Annotated in this window: 22 protein-coding genes and 1 pseudogene; 8 read left to right on the top strand and 15 right to left on the bottom strand. The window is 62.1% G+C overall.

Going from position 1 to position 26,393, the window contains the following annotated elements; translation table 11 throughout:
* Positions 1–4 precede the first annotated feature (4 nt).
* The gene (locus tag ABIE18_RS17790; protein ID WP_499723948.1) at positions 5–1,249 is read left to right on the top strand and encodes a hypothetical protein; all 1,245 of its coding nucleotides are present in this window, start codon (positions 5–7) and stop codon (positions 1,247–1,249) included.
* 102 nt (positions 1,250–1,351) lie between these two features.
* On the opposite strand, the gene ABIE18_RS17785 is transcribed toward ABIE18_RS17790, so the two are convergent.
* The 4 genes from ABIE18_RS17785 to ABIE18_RS17770 form a co-directional block, all read right to left on the bottom strand.
* Positions 1,352–1,528, bottom strand: coding sequence for a hypothetical protein (locus ABIE18_RS17785; protein WP_431116652.1), 177 nt, complete (start codon positions 1,526–1,528; stop codon positions 1,352–1,354).
* Between the two features lie 7 nt (positions 1,529–1,535).
* Positions 1,536–2,651 (bottom strand): glycosyltransferase family 2 protein, encoded by a 1,116-nt coding sequence (locus tag ABIE18_RS17780; RefSeq protein WP_499723947.1) that lies wholly within the window; start codon positions 2,649–2,651, stop codon positions 1,536–1,538.
* A gap of 200 nt (positions 2,652–2,851) precedes the next feature.
* Entirely contained in the window at positions 2,852–3,022 is a 171-nt protein-coding gene (locus tag ABIE18_RS17775; RefSeq protein WP_216926503.1) for a hypothetical protein, read from the bottom strand.
* Positions 3,023–3,201: 179 nt separating this feature from the next.
* Positions 3,202–4,032, bottom strand: coding sequence for an oxidoreductase (locus ABIE18_RS17770; RefSeq protein WP_499723946.1), 831 nt, complete (start codon positions 4,030–4,032; stop codon positions 3,202–3,204).
* 288 nt (positions 4,033–4,320) lie between these two features.
* On the opposite strand from ABIE18_RS17770, the gene ABIE18_RS17765 reads away from it, so the two are divergent.
* Positions 4,321–6,339 carry a rhamnogalacturonan lyase gene (locus ABIE18_RS17765; RefSeq protein ID WP_499723945.1) on the top strand — a complete coding sequence of 673 codons (2,019 nt, stop codon included), beginning with the start codon at positions 4,321–4,323 and terminating at the stop codon, positions 6,337–6,339.
* 95 nt (positions 6,340–6,434) lie between these two features.
* On the opposite strand, the gene ABIE18_RS17760 is transcribed toward ABIE18_RS17765, so the two are convergent.
* From ABIE18_RS17760 to ABIE18_RS17745, 4 genes are all read right to left on the bottom strand, one after another.
* On the bottom strand, positions 6,435–7,169 hold the full coding sequence (locus ABIE18_RS17760) for an SRPBCC family protein (protein ID WP_499723944.1): 735 nt from the start codon (positions 7,167–7,169) through the stop codon (positions 6,435–6,437).
* Positions 7,170–7,265: 96 nt separating this feature from the next.
* A complete protein-coding gene (locus tag ABIE18_RS17755) occupies positions 7,266–8,519 on the bottom strand; it encodes a metal-dependent hydrolase family protein (RefSeq protein WP_499723943.1) in 1,254 nt (417 codons plus the stop codon).
* Positions 8,520–9,023: a GAF domain-containing protein gene (locus ABIE18_RS17750; RefSeq protein WP_499723942.1), complete on the bottom strand. Its 504-nt coding sequence runs from the start codon at positions 9,021–9,023 to the stop codon at positions 8,520–8,522.
* Positions 9,020–10,414, bottom strand: a complete 1,395-nt coding sequence (locus ABIE18_RS17745) for an MFS transporter (RefSeq protein WP_498699006.1) — start codon at positions 10,412–10,414, stop codon at positions 9,020–9,022. Before ABIE18_RS17745 ends, ABIE18_RS17750 begins: the two co-directional genes overlap by 4 nt.
* A gap of 108 nt (positions 10,415–10,522) precedes the next feature.
* On the opposite strand from ABIE18_RS17745, the gene ABIE18_RS17740 reads away from it, so the two are divergent.
* Positions 10,523–11,401: a MurR/RpiR family transcriptional regulator gene (locus ABIE18_RS17740; protein WP_477513815.1), complete on the top strand. Its 879-nt coding sequence runs from the start codon at positions 10,523–10,525 to the stop codon at positions 11,399–11,401.
* 77 nt (positions 11,402–11,478) lie between these two features.
* On the opposite strand, the gene ABIE18_RS17735 is transcribed toward ABIE18_RS17740, so the two are convergent.
* Complete coding sequence (locus tag ABIE18_RS17735) at positions 11,479–14,154, bottom strand: exo-rhamnogalacturonan lyase family protein (protein WP_499723941.1); 2,676 nt, start codon at positions 14,152–14,154, stop codon at positions 11,479–11,481.
* Positions 14,155–14,302: 148 nt separating this feature from the next.
* On the opposite strand from ABIE18_RS17735, the gene ABIE18_RS17730 reads away from it, so the two are divergent.
* The 3 genes from ABIE18_RS17730 (at position 14,303) to ABIE18_RS17720 (ending at position 15,851) form a co-directional block, all read left to right on the top strand.
* Positions 14,303–14,650 carry an ArsR/SmtB family transcription factor gene (locus ABIE18_RS17730; RefSeq protein WP_499723940.1) on the top strand — a complete coding sequence of 116 codons (348 nt, stop codon included), beginning with the start codon at positions 14,303–14,305 and terminating at the stop codon, positions 14,648–14,650.
* A 13-nt stretch (positions 14,651–14,663) separates the two neighbouring features.
* Positions 14,664–15,161, top strand: coding sequence for an SRPBCC family protein (locus ABIE18_RS17725; RefSeq protein WP_499723939.1), 498 nt, complete (start codon positions 14,664–14,666; stop codon positions 15,159–15,161).
* Positions 15,162–15,263: 102 nt separating this feature from the next.
* Positions 15,264–15,851: an adenylate kinase gene (locus tag ABIE18_RS17720; protein ID WP_499723938.1), complete on the top strand. Its 588-nt coding sequence runs from the start codon at positions 15,264–15,266 to the stop codon at positions 15,849–15,851.
* Positions 15,852–15,897: 46 nt separating this feature from the next.
* On the opposite strand, the pseudogene ABIE18_RS17715 reads toward ABIE18_RS17720, so the two are convergent.
* A pseudogene (locus ABIE18_RS17715) lies at positions 15,898–16,667 on the bottom strand (glutathione S-transferase C-terminal domain-containing protein).
* 186 nt (positions 16,668–16,853) lie between these two features.
* Here ABIE18_RS17715 and ABIE18_RS17710 point away from each other — a divergent pair.
* Positions 16,854–19,118 (top strand): SulP family inorganic anion transporter, encoded by a 2,265-nt coding sequence (locus ABIE18_RS17710; RefSeq protein WP_499723937.1) that lies wholly within the window; start codon positions 16,854–16,856, stop codon positions 19,116–19,118.
* A 171-nt stretch (positions 19,119–19,289) separates the two neighbouring features.
* Here the strand turns inward: ABIE18_RS17710 and ABIE18_RS17705 are convergent, their stop codons facing one another.
* A complete protein-coding gene (locus ABIE18_RS17705; RefSeq protein WP_499723936.1) occupies positions 19,290–19,640 on the bottom strand; it encodes a VOC family protein in 351 nt (116 codons plus the stop codon).
* A 137-nt stretch (positions 19,641–19,777) separates the two neighbouring features.
* Between ABIE18_RS17705 and ABIE18_RS17700 the strand changes: the two genes are divergently transcribed.
* On the top strand, positions 19,778–20,371 hold the full coding sequence (locus ABIE18_RS17700; RefSeq protein ID WP_499723935.1) for a DnaJ family domain-containing protein: 594 nt from the start codon (positions 19,778–19,780) through the stop codon (positions 20,369–20,371).
* Positions 20,372–20,416: 45 nt separating this feature from the next.
* On the opposite strand, the gene ABIE18_RS17695 is transcribed toward ABIE18_RS17700, so the two are convergent.
* From ABIE18_RS17695 to ABIE18_RS17680, 4 genes are all read right to left on the bottom strand, one after another.
* Positions 20,417–21,739, bottom strand: coding sequence for an ammonium transporter (locus ABIE18_RS17695; RefSeq protein ID WP_499723934.1), 1,323 nt, complete (start codon positions 21,737–21,739; stop codon positions 20,417–20,419).
* Positions 21,740–21,933: 194 nt separating this feature from the next.
* Positions 21,934–23,160, bottom strand: coding sequence for an MFS transporter (locus tag ABIE18_RS17690; protein ID WP_499724076.1), 1,227 nt, complete (start codon positions 23,158–23,160; stop codon positions 21,934–21,936).
* 168 nt (positions 23,161–23,328) lie between these two features.
* Positions 23,329–24,060 (bottom strand): glutamine amidotransferase, encoded by a 732-nt coding sequence (locus tag ABIE18_RS17685; protein WP_499723933.1) that lies wholly within the window; start codon positions 24,058–24,060, stop codon positions 23,329–23,331.
* A gap of 100 nt (positions 24,061–24,160) precedes the next feature.
* Positions 24,161–26,341, bottom strand: a complete 2,181-nt coding sequence (locus ABIE18_RS17680; RefSeq protein ID WP_499723932.1) for a transglycosylase domain-containing protein — start codon at positions 26,339–26,341, stop codon at positions 24,161–24,163.
* Positions 26,342–26,393: the final 52 nt, after the last annotated feature.

The following is a 26,393-nucleotide window of genomic DNA, read 5'->3' as shown; positions in this document are numbered from 1 at the left end:
CCCCATGGCTGAGGATCCTGGCCCTGTGGGCAGCTTCGCCTGGAAGGGGTTGAACTGGCAGAAGCGTTTCTGGGGTGGGGCCCCGATGTACAACGCGAGTTGGGACGCCAACAACGTGAGCAACCCGGACGCCAACGGGTACGTCAAACTGTCCATCACCAACCCAACCGGCTCGGCTCCCAAGGGTGCAGAGTTCCAGTCCACGCGTGAGGGGTTCGGCTACGGAACGTACAGCACCACTGTGGAAAAGGACGTGAGCGCGCTCCAGAAGGAGGTGGTCTGGGGTTGCCTCTTCACCTATGATCCCGCGGCCGAACCTGGCTACACCGAGATCGACCTCTGCGAGGCGTCCGCTTGGGGAGGCGGAGCTGCCTATGGCCAGAACTGGCCTGTCACCCAAGGCCACGGCTATTGGTTTGATGCCACACTGCCACCTGGGCAGGGCAACAACACGGTCACGTTCGATGTCACCAATGCCCCGATCCTCACCCACAGGATGGTCTGGGAACCAGGCAAGCTCACCTTCGAGACGTTTGCCGGGGAAGGCTACGGGGGAACGTTGCTGAAGCGAACGGTCCTGCAAGGCTCCACCGTTCCACTTCCGGCCAACGAACAGATCCACTTCAACCTGTGGGTTACCGGAGGTGGTGGCGGTGATGCTGCCCATGTGGCGCCTGAATCCGTGACCATTCGTGATTTCTCGTTTGTTCCAGGGATCCCGTTGACGGCCCCAACACCTACGATCTCCGGAACGGCGGCAGTTGGGTCAACGCTGACTGCCAATCCAGGGGCGTGGACCACCGGAACTGCGTTGACCTATCAGTGGTCCAAGAACGGCACGGCCATCGCTGGTGCAACAGCGCCCACCCGTGTCCTTACAGCCGCGGATCAAGGTGCCACCTTGACCGTCCGGGTTACGGGCACGAAGGCGGGCTACGCAACTACCACCAAGGAATCGGCGCCCACGGCTGCCGTGGTGGCCGGTACGCTGCTGGCACCCACTCCCACCGTCACGGGGACGCTCACCGTTGGCTCCACGCTGACGGCCAACCCGGGAACGTGGACCTCGGGAACCACACTGACGTACCAGTGGTACCGCTCCGGTGTGGCGATCACAGGGGCAACAGCCAAGACCTACGTTCTTGTGGGGGCCGACCAAGGAGCCACCATGCGAGTGAGGGTTACAGGAACGAAGGCCGGGTACACCACGGTATCCAAGTATTCCGCCAACACGGCACTCGTAAGTTAAGGAACGGCCGGGGTTAAACAACAAACCCGCGGTTGTGTCGCGCTGGGGGCGTGATCCGACACAACTGCGGGTTTGCTGGTCTTGCTGGTTTCTCTTTACGCGCTAGTTTCTCTGCGCGCGGACCGGGACGATCCTCTTGATGGCCAGGCCAAGGGCCAGCATGGCGAAAGCGGCCAGTGCGAACCAGAAGAGGTCCCCGGCGCCGGTCATGGCAAGAGTGCCGGAACCGGCTCCTCCTGCAATTGCTGCGCCTGCGGATCCTGCTGGGTTGTTGTACATGAGTCGTTTACCAAACTTTCTTTCTGTTGAGTGCGGCGTCCAGGTAGGCCTTGGCATGGACTGCCTGGAGGAAAACGTCGATGACGGTTTCGTACATGGTTGCGGCAAGCAACATGTACCTCCAGCCCCGGAAACGCAGAGTTACTATGCGTTCCAGGACGAAGATGCAGGTGACGGCGAGCCAGAATGGGTGGAGATTCAGTCCCATTCCAGTGGTCAGGGCAAAAACGATGGACCCGAGATATGCCAGGGTCACCAGGACGCCGAGCATGGAGAGGAACTGGCGCCCCCAGTAGGCCCTGGTCACTTTGGTCCACCCGTACTGCACGCAGTTCTCCACGGCTCCGCGCTTCCAGCGGAGCCGCTGCGACCATAGTTCCCGCCACGTCGGCATGACTTCGGTGACCAGCGTGCAGTTTGATGGTGAAGCTATGCGGTATCCGAGGGTGAGGAGTGCGAAGGACAGTTCGTTGTCTTCGGTCAGCACCGAGGTATCGTAGACGCCACCCTCGCCGTTTCCGGGAGGAAGCGTACCGTTCAACCGTGCTGCGACGACGTCCCCAAGGGTCTTAATGCGGAATAGCGCCGCAGTCCCGGTGACTACCAGGCATCTGCCGTGGAGGCGCTTCACATCCCTGGCGTAGCGGGCATACTCGTTTCGCTGAAGGTGTCCTACGAATCCGCCTCCGGGTCCACCGCTGAACACTCCGCCCACGGCGCCCAGCAGTTCGTCCTTGAGGAGGTTGTTGGTGGCATTCTCGATGAAGTCCGGGGCGAGCTGCGAATCGGCGTCCTGCACCAGAACCAGGTCTTCGGGATCGGCTCCGGGAAGAAACTGCCCCAGGGCGAAGTTCAGGGCACCGGCCTTCTTATCCTTGTTGCCGACCGTGTGGAAGACTTCGACGCCTTGGGCCAAAGCGAGATCTTCAGTGTCGTCAGTGCAGTTATCGGCCACCACGATCACGCGATCAGGGCGGCGGGTCTGGTTGTTCAGCGAGATAAGGGTTTCGGTAATGCCTGCGGATTCGTTGTGTGCCGGGACCAGGACCGTGACCACACCACCAGGGGCACGGTGGGATCCTCGTGGTGCAGGAGTTGTCGCTGAATTGACGCCCCGATGCATGCTGGGATCCCTCCGTTCGAAACTAGAAGTGGTGTTTCACTTAGAGTTCCAACGCAAGCGCAAGAAACCTGCCCGCAAAGCATCAAGGAAGTCTCAAGGTTTGATCAGGAGTTCCCTGATGGCGCCTCAGGATGCAGAAAACGCAAGAGGACGACGCCGGGAGGTCCCGGCGTCGTCCTCTTGTGGTTAGCCTGAGCTGCTTAGCGGCTCAGGCTGACGGTGAAGGTTTTCGGTCCGCTGAGCGTTACTGCAATGCCGCAGTTTTCTGCAGCGGCGCGAGGGGAAAGATCCCGGATGGCGGCGTCGATGGTGTGGTCGATTGCCGACTTGTCCCAGATTTTCAGCGTGATGGAGTCAGTATGTGTCGTCATTGTCAGTACTTTCACTCAGGCCGTTAACAGCCCCAAGCTTCTTCGCAGGGGCCGCATCCTCGTCGGTGAGGATTGCTGATTCAGCTTGTATGGGAACGAATTCCCTCATTCATGGTTCATGCTGCCTACCGCGATTGACAAGCTGATCCGGCCAAGTGTGACCGATTACACGTTGGACGTTACTCCGTGTAACCCGTGCTGATGCTTTGCTCGCGCCAACGATCCACCTCGGCGCGCTGGGCTTCCTCCACCGCACCGTATGCGTAAACGGCATCGGCACCCAGCAGCAGGAAGGCGGGCGTCTCAGCTGCTTCGACGGCGGCGATGATCACCTCTGCTGCTTTGTCCGGGTCGCCGGGCTGGGTGCCGTGGACGGTGTCATTTTCCTTGCGACGTTTACCGGCCGTCTCGGCGTAGTCCTCAATTGCCTGCGCCGACTGGGTGAGCGAACGCCCGGCAAAGTCGGTCCGGAACGCCCCGGGCTCCACCACTGTCACGGAGATCCCCAGAGGCTTCAGTTCTTTCTGCAACGAACCGGACAGGCCCTCCAACGCAGCCTTCGACGCTGAGTAGTAGCCCGAACCGGGCGGGCAGATCCGGGCGCCGATGGAGGAAATATTCACGATCGCACCGGATCGGCGGGAGCGCATTCCAGGCAGGACAGCCTTGATCATGGCGACCGGACCAAAAACGTTGGTGTCGAACAGCGCCCGGACGTCGCCGTCGTCGCCTTCTTCAATGGCTGCGCGGTAACCGTAACCGGCATTGTTGACCAGAACGTCCACCGCGCCAAACCGGTCCTCGGCCTGCTTCACGGCGGCTTCTACCTGCGACTGCTCGGTGACATCGAGCGCTACGGCCAGGGCCGTCGTCGGAAATTCAGCGGTCAACTCCTGCAGCTTGGAGACGTCGCGGGCGGTGACGACGGCGTTATCGCCCCCTGCGAGCACGGCTTGGGCCAGCGCGCGGCCGAGTCCGGTGGAGCAGCCAGTGATGAGCCAGGTATTCATGATGTTCCTTTCATGGGTGGACCACTCCATTGGAACGCTACCCCTTGCTGCTGTGGGAGTACCGCTCGACCAAAGAAGGTCAGGAACCAAGGGCTCTGGGCAGTCAACTTCTGTCAAACTCTTGACTGACCTGTTTTGCCGCTGGTAAACCTTGAGGCGGAAAGCGTTTTCTCACCCCAAACTCAATGAGAAAGCCACGCGCTTTGCCATTGAGTGAAACGTTCCAAATTGGAAGGCGGCAGATCCCCTGCCGCCCAGCATCAAAGGAGATGTTCTTTGGTTTACCCCATGAAGTGTTCCTTTCGCAGTGCCAGCGGCCGTACGCTCAGGGCGGTCCCCTTGGCGGCCTCGGCTTCCCTGGCGGCGGCAGCCATCGCGCTGACGGGTCTTCCGCTGGCTCAGGCAGCTCCAGCCCAGGCCGACCTGTCACAGCAAACCGGCCTTCCCGCCGTCGTGCCTGCCGAAAAGGCCGCCCCGACACTCAAGCGTCAGGTCGAAAACCTGGACCGCGCACCTGTCGCTGTCTTGACGGACCAGGGCGTCACCCTGAGCTGGCGCATGCTCGGCCTGGACCAGGACAGCATCGGTTTCCAGGTGCTGCGCGACGGCGTCAGCATCACCGACGAGCCCATCCGCAATGCCACGATGTTCGTGGACCCGGACGGAACGGCGGAATCCAGTTACGTCATTAAGACAGTTGGAGATGGCCAGGGGCAGGACAAATTGACCGAGTCGGTCAAGCCGCTGGCGCAGAACTACCTGGCCATCAAACTCGATAAGCCCGCCGACGGTGTGACCCCGGACGGCAAGGCCTACACCTACTCGGCCAACGATGCGACGGTGGCCGACCTCGATGGCGAGGGCAAGTATGAGGTCATTCAGACGTGGGCGCCGTCCAACGCCAAGGACAACTCACAGTCCGGCTACACGGGCAACGTTTACGTCGATGCCTACAAGCTGGACGGCACCAAGCTGTGGCGCATCGACCTCGGACGGAACATCCGCGCCGGTGCTCATTACACCCAGGTTTTGGCGTACGACTTCGACGGCGATGGCAAGTCCGAGGTCTCGTTCAAGACGGCAGACGGCACCCGCGACGCGGCGGGCACGGTGATCGGAAACGCCGACGCCGACTTCCGCAACAGCGCCGGTTATGTCCTGTCCGGTCCGGAATTCCTGACAGTCTTCAAGGGCGAAACCGGAACCATCATGGATACCGTTGCGTACGCGCCCGAGCGCGGTACCGTCTCCAGCTGGGGCGACAACTACGGCAACCGCGTGGACCGGTTCCTTGCTGGCGTGGCTTACCTCGACGGCGAACACCCCTCCATGATGTTCAGCCGGGGCTACTACACCCGCACTGTCCTGGTGACGTACGACTTCGTGGACGGGAAGCTTGTAAAACGGTGGACGTTCGATTCCAACTTGGCCGGTGACGAGTACAAGGGGCAGGGCAACCATAACCTCTCCGTCGCTGACGTGGACCAGGATGGCAAGGACGAGTTCGTCTTTGGCTCCATGACCATCGATGACAACGGCCAGGCGCTCTACAACACGAAGTTGGGCCACGGCGACGCGATTCATACCAGCGACCTTGATCCATCCCGGCCCGGCCTTGAAACCTTCGCTGTCCACGAAAGCATGAGCCAGAGCGGAAACAGGGGCGCCACTTTCCGGGACGCTGCTACAGGTGAGGTCCTCTGGAGCATCCCGGCCATCAAGGACACAGGGCGCGGAGCTGCAGGGGACATTGATCCCCGGTACGCCGGCGCTGAAGGTTGGGCCGTCGGCGGCAGCGCTGCCTGGGATTCGCCCGTGGGCCAGCTAATGTCCGCCAAGGGAGAGCTGATCGCGGAGAAGATTCCAGCCGCGAACTTCCTGGCCTGGTGGGATGGCGATCTCCTGCGCGGGATTGTGGACCACGACTACGACGCAACGGTATCCCGTGGCGTACCCACCATCTCAAAGTGGAATTGGGAAACTGAGCAGAGTGACCGGCTCCTGACGGCCGACGGGGCCCGCAGCAACAACACCACCAAGGGAAACCCGTCCATCCAGGCCGACATCCTGGGGGACTGGCGTGAAGAGATTGCCTGGCCGTCCGCGGACAGCACCGAGCTGCGCATCTACACCACCACGGCTCCCACCGAGGTCCGGCTGCGGACCCTGATGCACGACACCGTGTACCGCACTGCCGTCGCCCGAGAGAACGTGGCCTACAACCAGCCGCCGCACCCGAGCTTCTACATCGGCGAGGGTATGCAGACTCCGGCGATGCCCGCCGTCGTCTATGTCGGCCAGAAGTAACGGCGCCGATTAACAGGAACGCCGCCTAAACAGCAGTGCCGCCCGGATCGTGGTGATCCGGGCGGCACTGGTTGTTTGTTTCGTGCGGGTGGCCTCTACCGCTGGCCGGGCAGCCCACCCATCGGTGGGATGTAGCCCGGGCCGAAGCCGTTGTCGTCCTTCCGTTCCTCGGCGCTGCGCGTATCGCTGTCCGCTGTCTCGTCGGAATCGCCGTCCAGATCTGCCAGGCCATTGGTCTGATCGAAGGCGTGCGTGATGGGATCTACGATCGGGACGTCGCCGGGTGTATCAGTGCCAGCGCCGGTTGTGGGTCCTGTTGCGGCCCCGGTTGCCGCGCTGGTGCTGGCCGCTGTGCCTGTGGCCCCCGTTGTAGTCGAAGTCCCCGTGGTGCCCATATCAGCATCCGGTTCCGGTGCTTTCTTCTCGATGTACTCCTTGAACTTCTTCAAGTCCGACTCCGCCTGCCTTTCAACCACATGCAGTTTGTCGCCGAGGAATTCAAGGACGCCGTGAGGCTCGTATTCGAGTGAGAGATGCAAGGACGTCTGGCTTGGCCCGGCTTCCTTGAAGTCCACCCAGCCGGCATTCTTGGCACCTTCGACGGCGGCCCATGCCACAGCACGGTCCACGTCCTGCTGAACGATCTTTGCTTCCCAGCGGCGATGGACGCCAGCGATTTCGGCTACCCATTCCAGGCGGTCATCGCTCAGCCGCGTCACGCGTTCCACTCCACCCATGAAGCGGGGGAATTCCTCGAACTGCGTCCACTGTCTGTATGCCGTACTCACCGGAACGTTGACCATGATGGTTTTGTTGACTTTCGTGGTCACAATGTCCTCCTCTGACTCGCTACCGATATTGTCAGCACACTTACAATATCGAGCTTTGAGCGTGGTAACCAGAGGTTCCCAATACCTGCCGGAGTGCTACGAGATCACCCGACCGTTCTGGATCAGGAACTCCAAATGTTCCGAGATGTCTGCCAGTACCGCGATGTCCGACACAGGGTCGGCGCCCAACACCAGCATGTCCGCGTCCGCGCCAGGCGCGATCACGCCTAGTTCACCTTCGCGGTCAAGCAGCAGGGCCGCCGTCGTGGTTGCTGAGCGGATGGCGTCGATGGCTGGTTGAACCTTGCCGAGCAACCTGAACTGCTCGTTCTGATGGCGGTGCATGCCGCCCAGGAGGTCCGAGCCGAATGCCATTTTCACGCCGGCTTCATGTGCTCGGGAGATGGCTTCCAGTCCGCTGGTTAATACTGAATCCACCTTGGCCCACATCTCCTCGGTGAGCCCGAATTCCTTTCCCTCTTCCTTAAGCGCCCAGTAGGTGACGAGCGTGGGAACCAGGAAGGCGTCCTTCTCGATGAAGAGCTTGAGGCTCTCGTCGTCGAGGAGGTTTCCGTGTTCGATCGAGCGGACGCCGGCTTCGAGTGCGCGGTTGATGGCGCGGGCCGTGTAGGCGTGGGCGGCGACGTAGCGGTTGGCGGCTTCGGCTTCTTCCACTGCGGCACGCATTTCTTCCATGGAGTACTGAGTGGAATCGATGCGGTCCGTGGGGGAGGAGACTCCACCGGACGCCATGATCTTGATGTGGTGGGCGCCCTTGCGGATCTCGTCGCGAGCGGCTGCCCGGACTGCGTCAACGCCGTCGGCCACGCGACCGATTCCGCAACACCCGCGGCCATTGGGATCGTGGTCTTCGCCGGGAAGCCGCATGTCGCCGTGTCCGCCGGTCTGGCTCAGGGCGTGGCCGCAGAAGTGGATCTTCGGACCCTCGAGCAGTCCTTCCTGCTGAGCCATCGCCAGGCCAAAATCGGCGCCGGATAGGTCCCGGACGGTGGTGAAACCGCGGCGCAGCATCTGTCCCATGATCCGGGCCGTCTGTGCGTACACATACGATGCCGGTGTCCAGGTCAGCGAGCGGAAGTCAGCGCTGGACGCAACCACGTGGACGTGCGCGTCAATGAGCCCCGGGATGACAAACTTTCCGGTTCCATCAATCACGCGGGCGCCGGAAGGCGTCTCGGCGTCGGGGCTGACGCTGCTGATCTTCCCCTCAACACTCACGACGTCGGCTGTGGAGTACGTGCCTGTCTGGACATCAAGGACGCTTGCGTTGCGAATGACAAGGGCGGGCGCCTGCTGGTCGGTGGCTTCGGTTTCTGGGGTGGTACTCATTTAGACGGTGTCCTTCCCGGGGACTTCGGTGGCTGCGGGGACTTCGGTGGGGTGGGCTGCAAAGGCCTCAACGAGGTCAGCAAGGTTACGGTTGACGACCTCGACGGCGGTTTCCACACTTTGCGGTGTATACCGGCCTTCTGCGTCCAACATGGCGAGGACACCCACCACGTTGCCGTCGGGGCCGAGGACGGGAACGTTGATGACCGCACCACAGCCGAGTTGTTGGATGAGTCCGGAGTCCGTGAAAACTTCCCGGAGGCCCCTAAGATCCGGGGCGAGGAAGGGCTTCTTGTCGTCGATAACCGTTCCCAGCCACCCTGGCGAGATCTCCACGGTTTTCTCGGCGCCCACTGGATACTCGTCGGGATGGCTTGTGAAAAGGCGCCGGAGGCCGGATCGCTGCGGGACCCATTGGAGGGCGGTGAAGAGAATGACGCCCGGATCCTGGCGCATGGCGTCGAATGTTTGCCGAAATACTGCGTCCGTTGCCAGGAAACTCATTGCTGTCCCTTTCCTGCCGGAGCCGGATCATGTTCAGCACGCGCGTTGATGTCCTCCAAAGACTTGCCCGCGGTCGAGGCTCCGAAGATCACGACGCCCAGCACTCCGATGGTCAACACCACCGTGGTCATGGTGAACACCCCGCCGAAACCGAGGGCCACTGAGAAGATGCCGATGATGGATGGTGCGAGGATGCTGCCGATGCGACCAACGGCGCTGGCCAGGCCAACGCCAGTGGCTCGCATCCAGGTGGGGAAGAGCTCCGGAGTGTAGGCGTAAACACCGGCATACGTACCGTTCAGGAAGAAGGATAACGTTGCGGCGGCCACCAGGATCATGCCGGAATCATTGGACTGGCTCAGCCAGAACGCGCTGAGGGCTGATCCTGCCAGATACAGGGCGATGGTGTTCTTGCGGTCGATCCGGTCGCACAGCCATGCTGCCGAGAAGTAGCCCGGAATCTGCGCCAGGTAAATGATGATCGAGTATTCAAAGCTCTTGGTTACAGTGATGCCGCGGCCCACCAGCAGCGTGGGAATCCACGAGAAGAAGCCGTAATAGGAGAAGGTGATCACGAACCAGATCAGCCAGATGACGGCCGTCCGACGGCGCATGGCCTTTGACCACATGAACTTCAGGGCGTTCCAGATGCTGATCTTCTGCTCATGCTTGGCGATCTCCTCCTGGGCCGGAGGCAAGGAAGCGAGGTCTTTGCCGGTGGCCTTGACGACGCTCTGTTCAAAGCGCTCCACCACCTCTGTTGCTTCGGCTACGCGGCCACGGCTGATAAGGAAGCGCGGCGATTCAGGCAGGCTGCGGCGCCACCACAGCAGGAGAAGGATAGGTATGGCCGTGACAACCTGGGCCCAGCGCCAACCGTCCTCGCCCATCGGCACGATGAACCGGCCAATCAACGCAGCGCCCACGAAGCCGAAGGAGAAGAAGCCGGCAAGGGTTCCAATGAACCAACCGCGACGCTTCGGGGGAATGAACTCTGACAGGAACGGAGCGATGATGACGCTCTCTGCGCCTGCCCCCAATCCTGCAAAGATCCGTGCAATCAGGAAGACCTCGAAGCTGGGAGCCATGGCTGCAACCACTGACATCAGGCAGTAGAAGGCGAGTGCCCACAACATGACCTTCTTACGGCCAAATCGATCGCCCATCCATCCCGAGAGGATCGCGCCGAAGAAGAAGCCCAACGGGGCGGCCGAACCTACCAGGCCGAGGCTGGCATTGCTGAGGCCCCACAATTCCTGGATTCGAGGGAGCAGGAACGCGACCACGGCGCCGTCCATGCCGTCGAATGAGTAGCCGAGGCCTCCGATGAGGAGAAGCTTGTAGTGTGGTCGACTGAGAGCCAGACGATCCAGGCGTGCTGTGAGAGACATGGTGATTCCTGCCAAAGTGGGCCAAGTTGTACATTTTTAGGAATATGCACAAGTCTGTGCAGATGCGATGTATCGAAGGTACGGCGAAAGTGTGAGGTAGGTCAATAGGTGGAAGAAGATTTCGACTCGTCAACGTTGACCGAGTGGCTCGATAGCCGTGTCCAGGGCCGGAAGCTTGCAGCACGCCAGATGCAGGTGGTTGGAATCCTGCGCTCGCAGCCGCGCCTTGCCTCCTACGGGTCTGTGAGTGACATTGCTGCAGCAGCCGCTTCGAACGCCTCCACGGTGACAAGAACCGCTCAAACACTGGGGTTCAAGGGCTGGGCAGACTTCCAGTTCGAGCTCAGGTCACGCTTCCTGGCATCGCTGAGCGCAGTGGAAGTTGCCGCTGAGCACAACGGGCACATCAGTAGTCCTGCACAGGCTGCGGTCTCCACGGATCGCGCGAATTTGGTCCATTTTGAACGGACGTTGGACGCAGATGCAATCCACCAGATTGCGAAGGCCATCGCCAGCGCGCGGCAAACCTTCATTGTGGCGGCAGGAAGCTACGCCATCCCGGGCAAGGCCTTGGAGCACAACGCAATCATCGCCGGCTACAACGTCCGACTCCTCGATGCCGACGTCGCTGCCCTGACAAATGCCATCGCGCGGTTGGGTGCCGAGGACCTCGTCATCGCCATTAGCCTTTGGAGGGTTTACGACAGCACCATTCGCGCCGTCGATATTGCCCACAACATAGGGGCGCCGATCGTTTCCATCACTGACAGCGCCGGCTCACCTGTGGCCGTGCACGCCCAGCACCGGATCGTCGTGCCCACCGAAGGTGCCGGCTTCTTCCCGTCCCTGACAGGTGCGGTGGCCGCGGTCCAGGCGATCGCCGTCGAACTTGCCTCCCTGGACCGCGAACGCTCGAACCAGAACATCGCTGCCTCCGAGCGCACATGGGACCAGATGCGGATCATGCATCCGCGGTCGAGCTCCTAAGGCCGGGCTTCCTGACCTGGTTTGCGGGGTGATCATCGCCCGCTTGCGGCGGTAACGCGGGTTATAAACCACAGGACTTACGACGCCGGGACCTCCTCCCCGGGCAACGCACTTCCGATGAGGGCCAGGTTCTGGATGACGGCCAGGCCGAACTGGGCGGTGTCGTTGGTGGAAACAGTGGGGGCCTCGTCCACTGGTTGAAGGACATGCGGCGGGAGGATCTTTTTCAAGGTGAAGGCTTCGGCATGGTTCAGGTTCTCCCCGCCTTGGGCAAAGCTCTCCCACGCCAGCTCCGCCAAGTCCGGTGCCCCCAATCGGGCTGCGGCGTAGGCCGTGAGCCGGCTGTGCGCCTGTGTCAAGTAGATGCCTGTCAAGGGCTGCCCCACTTCGGCGGCTTGCTCCTCCGGTGAAGCCAGGAACAGCCGGCAGTATTGCATCCAGGCTTTCTCGAATGAAGCATCCGGCACCAGGCTGATCAGTTCGCTGCAGATTTCCACCAAACCGAACACGGCACTCAGGTGCGAGACGCTGATGACTTCCCTGCCGGCGTCGAACCTTCCCTTGTCGAGGTCGTAGAGCGCCTCGCCTGTGAGGAATCCATATTTCAGGGCGCCGATATCGGCCATGGTTCCCAAGAGGCGGTCGCGTGAGCGGGGGTTTCCGGTGCGTTCCCAGTCCGTGAGCCAGGTGGCCGCGAGCGAGCCCCAGTCTGTGCCGAGCCCGACGCCCAAGGCGCCGCGGTCGGGGCGGTAGGTATCGGCGTCGGGACGTACTTTGCGGACGGGGTCCAGTCCCAGGAAGTTCTGGTCGCTGTCCACGAGTTCGGTGAGGAGATCGCCGGTGCGCTCATCCGCGGTCAGGTAATAGTAGAAGCGTCGGTAGGTCGGGGTGCTGATGCGCAACTGCTTGGCGCTGCAACCCCAGTGCTGCACGTTGTGCCGCGAGCCCAGACCGCGCCAAGGGCCGAGGTGGTAGACGTCCACTTCACCGGTGTGGCGGGTCATGACCTCAGCGAAGCGGAAAACGTCGGCGCGGCCGGAGCGGAGATACATGTACCAGAGCCACAGATCGGGCGAGAGTTCCGAGTTGTCCCAGGCGTAACCGCCGACGTCGTACCGCCAGACATGCCGGTCCGAGTCGTAGGTGTGCATGACGTCGCCGTAGTTCCAGAACCCGTACCAGCGGCGCTGTTCCGTTTGGCCATGGTAGAAGTCGAACAGGAAATCCAGCTTGTCTTCCAGCTCTGCCCGGGCCGGAGTGCTGCGGTTCACGGGTGACCAGTCGCCGAAGACACCGGCGGCGTGCAGGTACTCGGGGGATGGTTGCAGAAGCGGGGGAGTGGACGCCGACAGGGCATCGGCGGCGAGGCCTTCAGTAGAGGGTGTTGCATCGTAGGCGAACAGGGTCAGCTCATGGGTGCGGGCGATGCCGGTGGGGTTGCCGAAGCCGGGCTCGTAATCCTCGTAGGTGATCTCCAAGCCCTCGAGTTGTTCCTCAAAGGTGTCCTGACCGAGGCCATCGTGGTAGAAACGGAGGTCCATTGGCTGGGCCTCAGGGGAGTAGAGCCAAGCCGTCATCGTGGCCTCGGACGTTGCTGCGCCGCGGATGTCCAGCTGGCCCGGATGCGACTGCCAGAAATCCCGCACGCCAATCCCGAATCCGCCCCGCAGGTCAGTCAGGGAGCAGAAGCCCGCGGAACGGGTGCCGCCGGAAATGCCCACCCAGCCGTGGCCGGGAGCGGTACGTTTCCGCAACTCAAAGCCGTCGGCGCTCAGCTGCGTGAGGGTGTAGTCGTTCCAGGACGGGATGAGATGCAGCCGTTCGGAAACCAGCGGGCTCCATTCGTTGAGCGGCGGCGTGGGTTCCCCGGCAATTTGGGCTTGGCGTACGGCCTGGCCCGGATCCCGTCGCAGGCCCGTCAAACCGCGGACCGCTTCCACGAGAAAGCCTGCGTCCGCACCGGCGATCCGAACGTGACGATCGTGTAGTTCGCTTTCGAGTGGGACGCTGAACTGGACGCCCAGCCCGCCGAGGAAGTCCTTGTCAGCCTCGCCGTCCCAAATGAACGAATGCATCATCCGGATGCTCCGCGCGCCGGCATGGAAGTAGAAGCGGACGGTGAACGGAAGCCATTCCCTTTCGCTCAGGTCAGCCCGATGGCGGCCATCCAGACGCACGACTGCCCGAACAGGGCCGTGCTGCTCCACCGTTACGGACGTGACGTGGCCAGTGAAACCTCCGCGAGTTGTGCTGCCGACTCCCTCGCTCAACCCGGTCTGGAGCAGACTCACGAGTCTGCCGTCCTTCGCCACCACGGAACTGTTGCGTGTCAGCGTACTGAACAGGGTGGGGCCCGACCGGGGGAGCACCATCTCCAAGGTCGCGGTGGAGACCGTTACGGACTCTTCCGTTTCGGTGACTGTCACCTCAGGTGAGCGTTCGACGGCGGCTGCCGGGCCGCCGTCGTGCTCTTCCGGTGGGTGCGCGGTGCTGCTATTGGTGGTGACGCTGTAGGCCGGCGACGGCTGATCGGTGGCGCCGATCGCGACGCCCGCCCACTTGAGCGAGCCGTCCGGCCAAGTGGCGAGCGGCCAGGTTTGGGCGTTGATGGCCTCGCCGGTGGCATCGAAAACGGACAGCTCTTCCGGGCCTTGTACGGTACCCCGTGGAAAGGGCATCCCCCACGTTGTCCCGCCGCTTAGTGTGGCGGGCGGTTCGCCGTCGAGCCACGTGATCGGGGCGTGCTGAGTCATGTTCGGTTCCACCTAAAGGTCCGGAAAGCGCTTTCTTTGGTACGTTTCAAAAACTTACCTCCGGGGGTCCTCCGTCGCAAGAGGTGACCGCGGGATGATCACTGAAAACCGTTGACATCGCTCCATCCCGGCGATATCGTACAACCAAATGGTTGTAGATCAGCTCAGTTCAGCACCCTCCGACGAGGTGGAACTCGACCGATTGTTCCAAGCGTTGGCAGATGGCACTCGGCGGGACATCGTGGCCAGGGTGACGTCCGGGGAGTATTCGGTGTCCGGGTTGGCTGCGCTCTACATCATGAGTTTCGCGGCCGTGCAGAAGCATGTCGCGGTCCTGGAACGGGCCTCCCTGGTGACCAAGGAGAAGCGTGGGAGGGAGCAGATCGTGCGGGGGAATCGTGATGGACTGCAAAAAGCCCGGCGTCTGTTGGATCAATACGAAATGATCTGGCGGCAGCGTGCCAGCCGGATCGCCGAAATTCTCGCTGAAGATTAGGAAGGGATCTGCCATGACTGTTGTCAGCGTGGACAAGAATGCCGAGGCCCTGAGCCTCACGGTCGTTGCCGAGTTCGATGCCGGCGTCCAGCGCGTTTGGAAAATCTGGGAGGATCCGCGCCAGCTCGAACGGTGGTGGGGACCGCCCACTGTGCCGGCCACATTCGAAACCCACGATTTCACCCCCGGAGGCAAGGCCGCCTATTACATGACGGTGCCCGACGGCACAAAGGCCCGCGGCTGGTGGCAGTTCACCACCATCAACGCCCCGGACCGCCTGGAATTCGACTACGGATTTGCCGACGAACAGGGCGTCCCCGTGGAGGAGCACGGAGCTGCCCACGCCACCGTCAAGCTCGAGCCCGTTGGTGACCGCACCCGCATGACCATGTCCACGCGCTTTGACTCTGAAGAACAGCTTCAGAAGATGTCGGACATGGGCATGGAGGAAGGGCTGCGGGAAGCGATCGGCCAGATCGACTCGCTGCTGGCCGAGCCAGTCAACGCCTGACGCCAGGAGCGGTCGGCAAGAAAAACCGGCGACGGCGGGAGTGTCGCGCCGTCGTCGGCGTATCGTTTAAGTCCCGGCCGCCTCTTGAAACGGACTTGTGTCATGGCGCGATTGATCATCATGGGCCCTCCAGGTTCCGGCAAAGGCACGCAGGCGGAAGTGATCGCCAGGCATTTCTCGATCCCCGCGATCTCTACGGGAGACCTTTTCCGTGCACATGTTCGGGACAAGACGGAGCTCGGTGCAGAAGCCGGCGAGTACATGGACCGGGGCGAGTTTGTTCCTGACCACGTCACTACGGCTATGCTCCGTCAGCGACTGGAGGACGCCGATACAGGGAACGGGTTTCTACTGGACGGCTACCCGCGGACTGTCATCCAAATCGGCGCCCTTGATGAGATTCTGGCCGCAAAACAACAGACGCTCGAAGTGGTTGTTGTGCTGACAGTGGAGGATGCCGAGCTCGTTGCCCGCATGCTTCAAAGGGCCCAGGAACAGGGCCGCAGCGACGACACTGAACCCGTGATCCAGCGCCGGCTGGAGCTGTACCGGGACGAGACGCAGCCTGTGGTGACGGCGTACACGCAACGCGGAATCCTGGTGATGGTGGACGGCTCAGGTGAGCGGGAGCAGATCACGGCTGCGGCGATTGCTGCGGTGGAAGGGGCGCTGGCTGGCCTTCGTCAGTGACGGGGTCAGGTGGGTTCCGATCAGATGGGCCGAAGGCTGCCGCCGGTTAGGCGGCACCGTGGCCGGCAGCCACTTCCTCGCCGGCCTTGACCGGCCCTGGCGGAGTTCTGTCACCGAACGGGTGCCCGCCAAGCGATTCCCTTCCGTGCGGGGTCAGCCAACCGGAGAGGTCCGGGCCCACAGGGACGATGCGTGTGAGATTAATGTCATCATGCACTATGTAGTAGTGCTGCTTGATCTGGACGAAGTCGATCGTGTCCCCGAAACCCGGCGTTTGGAACAGATCCCTGGCATATGCCCATAGCACCGGCATTTCGCTGAGCTTGTTTCGATTGCATTTGAAGTGCCCGTGGTAGACCGCATCAAAGCGAGCCAGGGTGGTGCACCGCCTGACGTCCGCCTCGGTGATGGAATCACCCACGAGGTATCTCTGCCGCGGGGATAGTCCGGAAAGCGGCGGAAGTACGCCTCCTGTAGCCGCTCGATTCCCAGTACTGGATCTTTTCCCTCACGATCCAAGTCAAAGGTCCAGGACCTGGCGTCGTGAATAGGGCCCGGCTGTCCGAGGTTGATGACGTGCTCCAGGCCCAGAAGCCTGCGGACGATGACCGAACGGCTGGCCCACGGGCAGGCCCGGGCTGCTATCAGCCGGTATCTGCCTGGCTCTACCGGCCAGCCGGGTTCACCGTTGGGTCCGGGAGTGCCGTCGCGGGTGATCCGGTCCTCGATGTAGTTGGTATCCCGATTGAACTCGTTGCCGGTGACTTACGAGCCCCGTGTGCTGTGTTCGTCCACTGTGCGGGTTTCTTCATCCATTGCTTCAGACTATGTCCGCGCACATGGAGTCCTCAACGATCCCACTCCCTGCAGAAGTTCCCATTGGTCGCCACATGACGCTGCCTGTTCACAACTTTTGTCACAAGAATCACATCATCTTGTCATTGCACGTGACAACATTCCTACGCTGGAGAAGTCAGTGTTCCCGAACCTTAGGAAATTCCAGTGCCGCAGCCAAACGACTCCGCTTCCATCTCCACGGACTCCCACAGCCCGCCCGGAAGCCGGGGCAAAGCAACCAAACCCAGCTTCCTCAGCAACCTCGGAGCCGACCTCCCCGCATCCCTCGTCGTCTTCCTCGTTGCACTTCCACTCTCGCTCGGCATCGCCGCCGCCTCCGGAGCGCCCGTCATGGCCGGACTTATCGCAGCAGCCGTCGGAGGCATTGTCGCTGGCAGCCTGGGCGGCTCGCCACTGCAGGTGAGCGGCCCCGCCGCCGGACTGACCGTCGTCGTCGCCGGCCTCGTTGATGAGTTCGGCTGGCAGGTGACGTGCGCTATTACCGCGGCCGCCGGCGTCGTGCAGTTGTTGCTGGGTATCAGCCGCGTAGGCAGGGCCGCGCTGGCAGTTTCGCCGGTGGTGGTCAAAGCGATGCTGGCCGGCATCGGCATCACGATCATCCTGCAGCAGTTGCATGTGCTGCTCGGCGGCCAAGCGGCTGGGTCCGCCGTCGAAAATCTGACCGCACTTCCTGCGGCCATCACCAATGTCGAGCTGCACTCCGCCCTTCTCGGCCTCGCAGTCGTGGCCATCCTCCTTGCCTGGAAATACCTGCCCACCGCAGTGCAGAAGATTCCCGGCCCGCTTGCGGCGGTGGTCGCTGTCACCGCTTTGTCTGCAGCAGTTGCGCCCAGCGTCGAGCGCATCAGCTTCAGCGGTTCGCTGTTCGACGCCGTTGCCCTGCCGAGCTTGCCCGACGGCAACTGGCGCGCCGCCGCCATGGCAGTCATCACGGTAGCTCTGATCGCAAGCATCGAATCGCTGCTGTCTGCGGTCGCGGTGGACAAGATGCACGCAGGCACGCGCACCAACCTCAACCGCGAACTCGTGGGACAAGGCTCGGCCAACATGGTCTCGGGAATGCTCGGTGGCCTCCCGGTGACGGGCGTGATCGTCCGCAGCGCCACCAACGTTGAGGCCGGCGCCGCGAGCCGGGCGTCCGCCATCCTGCACGGCGTGTGGGTTCTGGTGTTCTCGGCACTGTTCGCCGGTCTCATCCAGCTGATTCCGCTGTCCGTGCTCGCAGGCCTGTTGCTCGTCATCGGCGCCAAGCTCATCAAGGTCGCCGACATCAAAACCAGCCTCCGCACCGGCGACCTCCTGGTCTACGTGGTCACGCTGACGTGCGTAGTTGTACTCAACCTGCTCGAAGGCGTCATTATCGGCCTCGCACTCGCGGCGCTCTGCGTGTTGTGGCGGGTACTCCGTGCCCAGATCCATGCCCATGCTCCTGCCGGGGAGCAGCTGCCGTGGCGCGTCACGATCGCCGGGTCCTGCAGCTTCTTCGCCCTCCCTCGACTGAACCGCGTCCTGCACTCCGTGCCCGAAGGCCAGGACGCAGTGGTTGAACTCAACGCCGATTACCTCGATCACGCTTTCCGCGAGGCGCTGGTCGCCTGGCAGACGCAACACCGTTCCACCGGCGCGTCGGTGGTTTTGGAGGAACACGGAACCACCGCTTTCACCGACGCCGCGGATAACACTCCCCAGCGTCAGGATCCACGCGAATTCCCGCTGCCGCCCAGGACCTCCTGGCAGCACGACGACGGCGGGCAGCTTCCGCTGCGGTCGATCCTCCTTGGCGTCGACAAATACCATCGACGCTACGCGGATAAGGTTCGCCCGCTGGTGCAGGATCTGACCGAGGGGCAGAACCCGGACACACTGTTTGTTGCGTGCGTCGACTCGAGGGTCAACCCAAACCTCATCACCAGCAGCGGCCCCGGGGACCTTCTGACACTGCGGAATATTGGCAACGTAGTGTGCCCTGACGGCCGGGATGCCTCGATCGACTCGGCACTGGCATTCGCCGTCAAGGGCTTGTCCGTGGACTCGATCGTGATCTGCGGCCACTCCAACTGTGGCGCGATGAAGGCCGTTATTGCCGACGCTGAGGGTGCGCCCGCAGCCTTGGGCGGGGGCTTCGATGCCTGGCTGGAGCACGCCCGGCCGAGCTACCGCACCCTGTTGGACGGTCATCCGGTTGCCCTTGCTGCCGAAGCTGAAGGCTACAGCCGCCTCGACCAGCTAAGCATGGTGAACGTCGCTGTCCAGCTCCAGAAACTCCAAGAGCACCCAGTCACTGGGCCGGCCTTGGTATCCGGGCAAGTGCAGGCCACGGGCTTGTTCTACGACATTTGCACGGCCCGGGTGGTCCTTGTTACTCCAGAGGGCATCGAGCAGCTGGATCCGAGCATGGCCGTTCACTAGCCTGCGTTGTTGCCTGCGTTGCTTCATGACCTGCTTTGAGGTGGCACTGGCCCCGACACGCCGTTTACCTGCGGCGTGTCGGGGCGTCCGGTTTTCAAAGGGGCTCGTGGACCTACGAGGTTGGGGCGTTCCTGGACCCACCGGGCTGCGGCGTTCCTGGAACGAGGGAGCCTATCTGTCCGTGAGCAGCAGGACGTTCCCGTCGAGGTCCCGGACTGTGAAGAACAGGCAGGTGTCCGGATCGCCCTCCACCACTGACACGCCGTGTCCATTCCTGAGCAAGCTATCCCGCATGCCTGTGAGGTCCTCCACCAGGAAACCGCAGGTCGCCCATGCCAGCCCGGGCTCAGCCGCGATCCCGCTGAGCGGACCCATCAGCGTAACTGTGGCACCGCCGTCGCCCGTTAGAACTGCCGACCACTCCGAAACGGTGACAGTCCGAAGCATCAGGTGTTCCGAATACCACTTGGCGGCCCGGCCCGGGTCCGAGACCGGAATGAATGCATTGGAAACGGTAGTCACGCGCGGCCCTTCGTGTGTGGGTATTTGGATCGAGAGTAGCGCTCAGCCCTCCCCGTGTCCCAGCAAAGTGCGGAATACTGGAGCCGGAACCACGATTTCCGGCAGGAGAGGACTGCCGTGCGAGGAGGTGGCGAAACGTGAACGCCGAGAACAATGCCTTCAGGCGGAAACTCGAGCGGGGCGCGGAATTGCGGGCCGTCCGCTCGTGGGGCGGTAATGCCGAGGAAGACGCAGAGCTCGAGGCGGCCGAGGCGGAGGAGCGGGAGAAACGCCGGAAGGTGGACGATGCCGCGCGGGTCGAATATTTGATCCGGGACGCCATGAACCAGGGCAAATTCGACAACCTCAAATACGCTGGCAAGCCGATCCCGGGCCTGGGGGAGCACTATGACCCGGACTGGTGGGTCAAAGGTCTGATCCAGCGTGAGCGACTCAGCGGGATCGGCCCGCCAGCCATTCTCCTACGGATCGAGGACGCTGAACTCGACGCGAAGCTGGATCAGCAGTACACGGAGAAGCAAGCCCGCGACATCCTTGAGGACTTCAACAAGCGCGTCATTGAGGCCAGACGCCAACTTCAGGGTGGGCCTCCAGTGATCACCAAGCTGCGGGATGTTGACGCCGATCTGGAACGTTGGCGCGAGCGGCGGGCTGCGGCTCCACCTGAGCCGGAGCCGGAGGAACCAATCAAGCGAACGTGGTGGCAGCGGCTCTGGAACGGTTTCGGCTGACAAGGACGATGGATTTCTGCTGCATCACCCACCCAATCAATGCGGCTAGGCGAAGCTGTCTTCCTTTGCCTGCTCCGACTCTTTGCGTCCACCCTTGATCAGCGACGACAGGTGTGCCTGCTGCTGGCGGAAGTGCCCATGGGCCGTGAGGCCAAACTCGTAGGCCGATTCTGCGTGCTGGGTGAGGTCCACTCCGGTGACTTCGTGTTCGTGGGCCACGCGGAAGCCGATGGTCTTGTGAATAGCGCGGCCGATCAGCAGGGTGCCCAAGCCCGAGAGGGCGATGGTGAGCAGTACGGCAACTGTCTGTGCCACGAGCTGCTGCACGCCGCCGCCGTAAAAGAGGCCACCGGCCGCGCCTTCCGTGGGGAAGGCAACGAAGCCAAGGGAAAGCGTGCCGATCACGCCGGCGCCGAAGTGCACGCCCACGACGTCAAGGGAATCATCGAAACCGAACTTGTACTTCAGATCCACAAACACGGCACAGGCGGCACCAGCAACGAGTCCCAGGCCAAGGGCCGCGAGCGGGGTGATGTTGGCGCAGGAAGGGGTGATGGCCACCAGGCCGGCAACGACACCGGAAGCTGCGCCCAACGATGTCGGGTGTCCGTGGCGGATCTTCTCCGTGACCAACCAGCTCAGCATCGCCGCGGCCGGAGCCACCAGGGTGTTGACCCAGATCAGGCCTGCCTGCTCAACAGTGGTTGCGGCACCGCCATTGAAGCCAAACCACCCGAACCAGAGGATTGCTGCGCCGATCATGATGAACGGGACGTTGTGGGGGCGGTGGTTGGGGTCCTTGGCGAATCCGTGACGCTTTCCCACGATCAATGCGAGGACGAAAGCGGCGGTACCTGAACTGACCTCAACTACGGCACCGCCAGCGAAGTCGATCACCTGGCCGAAGATCTGCGTGACGGCTCCACCTGGGCTCATCAAGCCCCCGCCCCAGATCATGTAAGCCAGCGGGCAGTAGACCACGGTGACCCAGATGGGGACGAAGAGTGCCCAGGCGCTGAACTTGGCGCGGTCGGCGATGGCGCCGCTGATGAGTGCCACGGTGATGATGGCGAAGGTAGCGGCGAAGACTACCTTGAGGAGGTCGGGCGAACCCATGAGGTCCTGAAGGCCAAAGTGCGCGAAAGGGTTGCCGAACAGGCCCAGGAAACCGTCGCCGGTGGTCATCGAGTAACCCCACAGGACCCATACGACGCCCACAATGCCTGCAGAGATAAAGCTCATCATGATCATGTTGAGCGCTGCTTTGGCGCGGGTCATGCCGCCATAGAACAGGCCAAGGCCCGGAGTCATGAAAAGCACCATTGCCGATGACAACATCAGCCAGACGTGTTGCGCAGAGATCTCCACTGCGTTCCCTTCTGATCAAGCCTGTCCGAAACGGGCCCGGTGTTGCGCGGCCCTCACTACCCCCCGATCAATATTCGGTGAGCTATGTTTCCGACTCAGAAGAGCTAAGTTGCAGGTAAGTTACAGAAACCCCACGTTCGTGAAGATCACGTGACTGGCATGTTTCAGGGATGTTACCGGCGCTTCTCGCGCGATCATTTTTCGCGCGGCCCTGCCGGGTATCCGCCACGCTTGCTGGAGATGATGATCGCCAAGGCTATTGCTGTTGGCAGCGCTGCGGCCAGCGGCACCAACTGAGCCCCAACAGTGGTCAGCGCCAAAGCACCATACCCGGCGCCGACGGCGATCCCCAGTTGGATGGTCACTACCGTGAGGCCGTTGGCTGCGTCCTTGTGCTCCCCGCCGGCGCGAAGGATCGCCGCCTGGTTGTAGATGCCGATCGCTCCGAAGGAAACGCCCCAGGCAACCATCAGCGCGAAAACCCCCACCCACGTGCCGCCCAGAACCGGCAGCAGCGCGAAGGCAAGCAAAAGAAGCCCGACGGCGGTAATCACCGAACGCCGGGGATGGGAATCGGCGGTCAGGCCAGCAATCCAGATCCCGACCAAGCCCGAGATTCCCACCACAGACAGGGAAATGCCAGTGAGGGCTTCGGGCAATCCGGAGGCGAGCAGGAAAGGGGCAACATAAGTAAAGAGTGTGAAGTGTGCCAGCAGCAAGAGTGGCCAAGCGGTGGCCACGGCGATCACTCCAGGTAGCTTGAGCGCTGCCCGGATCGACGGCGTCTTGTGGGTGCCCGGATCATGCGCTCCAGGCAGGAGCCAGAACGCCAAAACCGCCAGAAGGACTCCAACCCCGGCCAGGACCACGAAAGAAACCCGCCATGTCATGAGTGTGCCCATGAGTGTGCCAATCGGGGCCCCGACGGCCAACGCGATGCTGGTACCACTGAACACAACCGCCATGGACTTGCCCACCGAGTGGGCCGGAACGATGCGCGCCACATAGGGCGCCATGCTCGACCACAACATGCCATGGGCAATTCCGCCCAGAAGCCTTGCGACGATGGCCACTTCAAGATTTGGGCTCAAGGCCAGCAAGACGTTGCTAAGTGCAAAGGCAAGCACGGTCCCGATCAACAAGGTCTTCCGTGGGACCCGCCCGCCCAGGAGCCGGGACAAGGGAAGGGCCGTGAAAACGATGACGGCTGCATATGCTGCGGTGAGGGAACCTACAGCCGATTCCTCCACGCCCAGGTCCCGGCTGATCTGGGGAAGCAGCCCGGACGGAAGCAGCTCTGTGGTGACAGCCGTGAAGCCCGCGGCAGCAAGCACCAAAAGGCCACCCCAAGGGATCTTGCTCGCTGGCCGGGTTTTCGCTGGTGTTGGCTTGGTCTTTCCTTCATCTGGTGTCGCGTACATCTGGGTTTCGACCGCCAAAGGGTCCTGGTTCAAAAGATTGCTCCTCATTGATGAATCATGTTTGGGGGCATGTGCTGAGTAATCACAACGCTACCCAGCCACGGCAGCGCGAGGGAGGCTCTGATAGAAACCCCTTTCTTGGGGCGCGGAGTGGGCCCCGCAAGATCCCTAGCGAGCGTAGAGTTCCGTGAAATTCCTCAACACCCTCATCGGTTCCGTCACGGATGCTTGCCTGGCGGTTTCGATGAGCTCATCGGCAGCGTCCGGCGGAAAATAGCCTGCGTTCTTGTAGATATTAATCCTGGTGATGAGGCCATCGACATCCAGTTCGGGGTGGAACTGTGTGGCGTAGAGATTCTTCTTGATGCGGAACATGTGCACAGGGCAGGCCGCGGAACTCGCGAGCAACACCGCGTTGTCCGGCAGTTGGCTGCAGGCTTCCTTATGTCCAACGAATGCTTCGAAAGTGTGAGGCAGGCCTTTGAGCAGGGGATCGCGCTCGCCGTCTGCGGTCAGTTTGATCTCCGTAGCACCGACCGGTTCGCCGTAGCGACGGTCAATGATGGCTCCCTGATGAACACCCAAGGTTCCAACGCCGTAGCAGGCACCCAGGAAGGGGAAGTCCTCGGCCACGATGCGATCCAGGAGTGCTGAGAGTTCAGCTTCGACGCGAAGCTGGGCCTGACTCTTCTCCTCCAAAGGGTCGCTGGAGGTGTAAGGACTGCCGCCCACAATCACACCGGAATAATCGGCCAAGTCAACTGCTGGCAATGGTGCCGCCTCCAACCTGACGCGGACCAATTCCTCAGCCCGGAGCCCGCAGTACCGGAGGTAGGCCTGGTACTCGTCATCCGCTGCTGCGTCTTCAGCTCGGGTGGCCAACAAAAGGAAGGGCTTCACAGGCCCAGTCTGCGGGAGGAATCACTGGCTTTCAAAGTCTTTCTGCCAGCTGGGCCGCGGGAATGGCGCGTGCAGATCGGGCCCCGCAACGCAGACCCACTCAGCGAGGTGCTGCAGGCGACGTGCTGGGGCCAGGTGAAGGCGGGGGCGCCGGCGGGTTGAAGGCACCGCTCGGGTAGAGGGCGGTGGCCTGCATCATGTAGTTGGCCCATTGTGGGCCGGCAATCATGTAGCCGTCCAGTGACTTGTAGAACTTGCCATTGATGGTGACGTTTTGTCCCGCCCGCTGTTGTCCCGCCGTCGTATCCCCAAAGAAGGAGGCTGTGGCGAGCCGGGTGGTGTAACCCGCCACCCAGGTTGCGCCGTTGTTGTTGGAGGTGCCTGTCTTGGCCGCAACGGGGACCTGGTTCTGGACCTTGGGTTCGATGTAGACGCCGGATCCGAGCTTGAGCACATCCTGCAGCACCGCTGTCACTCCCCGGGCCACGGCCGGTTTCACAGTCTCCTTGCATTCAGGGGTTTGCGCTGGGTATTTCCTGCCTTGTGAGTCGCTGATGTCGGTGATGGCGATGGGCTTGCAGTAGGTGCCATCGTTGGCGAACGTTGCGAAGGCGCTCGCCAGGATCACGGGAGCGACGCCGATGGAGCCAAGGAGGTTGCCGATCTGGTGCATGTTGATCGGGGCGTTGTCCAGGCCGCTGTGCAAACCAACCGCGTCCACCATTTTCTGGATGCCGCAGAAATCCAACTGAGCTGCGGTAGCGAATGTGGCGGTGTTAATGGAGTTGTAGAGGCCGTAGTTGATGGGCATGGGGCGGTAGTAGCCCTCGTCGTTGTTCTGCAGGTCATCATCCGCGCCCAGGTTTTGCGCCTTCTGCGCCGTGCTGTAGCCACCCAGCACCTTGCCGCAACTGGATCGCCAGGGGAAGCCAACCGGGTAAACACGCCGGGAAGCATCCACCACGGCAGTGGGCGACTTGCCCTCGTTGAGCCACTCCGCGAAGATGAAGGGCTTCATGGTGGAACCGGGTTGGAACCCGCCTGCACCGTTGAGGTCATTGCCGTTTTCGTCCTTGGCATCCACGCTGAAGTTCAGCTGGGTATCGAACTTCCCGTCCTGTGGAACGAACACCGTGTTTTGGGCCATGGACAGGATCTTGCCTGTGCCCGGCTGCACGGTGGTCATGGCAGCGCCCCACTTGTCCGGGTTGGCGCCGGCTGAGGCATCCACTTGTACTTGGGCCGCTGCCTGCAACCGGCTGTCCAACGTGGTGGTGATGGTGAGGCCGCCACGGTAGAGGAGCCGTTCGCGGTCCTCCACAGTTGCGCCGTAGGCCTCATTGTTCAGGATCAGGTGGGAGACGTAGTCGCAGAAGTAGATGGCAATGGAGGCGCCAGCGCAGCCCTGAAGGGAAGGAGTGATTTTCAGCTCGACTGGGGTAGCGACTGCCGCGTCATGATCGGCTTGGGCGATCTTGCCTTGTTCCAGCATTCTGTCCAGCACCATGTTTCGTCGGCTGAACGCTGATTCGGGCGCGGTCGTGGGGTCATAGACGCTTGGCCCGTTCACGAGTCCCGCCAAGAGCGCGGCCTGTGGCAAAGTGAGGTCCTTCGCTGACGTGCTGAAGAAGTAGCGTGAAGCTGCTTCGATGCCATACGCGTTCCGGTTGAAGAACACGATGTTCAGGTACCCCTCAAGGATCTGGTCTTTGCTGAAGCGTTTCTCAAGCTCCAGGGCCAGCTTGATCTCACGGAGTTTGTCACCCATGGTCTTGTCCCCGCTGAGCACCACATCCTCGGGCCGGCCCTTCGAAAGGCGGGATTCGTTCAGCACGTTGGTGACGTATTGCTGGGTCAGGGTGGACGCGCCCTGTCGGGTCCCCTTGGTCACGTTGGATGTCAGCGCCCGGATGATGCCTTGGGCGTCCACTCCCGGATGCTCGTAAAAGCGGCTGTCTTCGATGGCCACGATCGCCTGGCGAATGAAGGGGGACATCTGGTCCAGGGGTACCTTGACCCGGTTCTCTGCGTAAAACGTGGCGATGTGCTGGCCATCGGCACTAAGCACGGTGCTGGAAAGGGACGGCGAATCAACGTCCAGTTGGCTGGGAAGGCTTTCGTAAAAGCCGATGGAACCGCCCATGGTTGTGCTGGTGAACTGAACCACCGGCACCATAAAGCCGCAGATCAGCACCCCGCAGAGGGCGCTCACGAAGAAAAACCCGAAGATCCTCAGAAGGACCTTGCCAAGACCTAACCGTGGACCCCTGTTCCGCGCCATTTCGTGCCATTCCGTCGAGATGTCAGGCTGAAAAGTAGCTACAGAATACGTC

The organism is Arthrobacter sp. 2762, from assembly GCF_040548745.1.
GTDB lineage: Bacteria > Actinomycetota > Actinomycetes > Actinomycetales > Micrococcaceae > Arthrobacter.
This window is presented reverse-complemented; position numbering and strand designations above follow the sequence as displayed.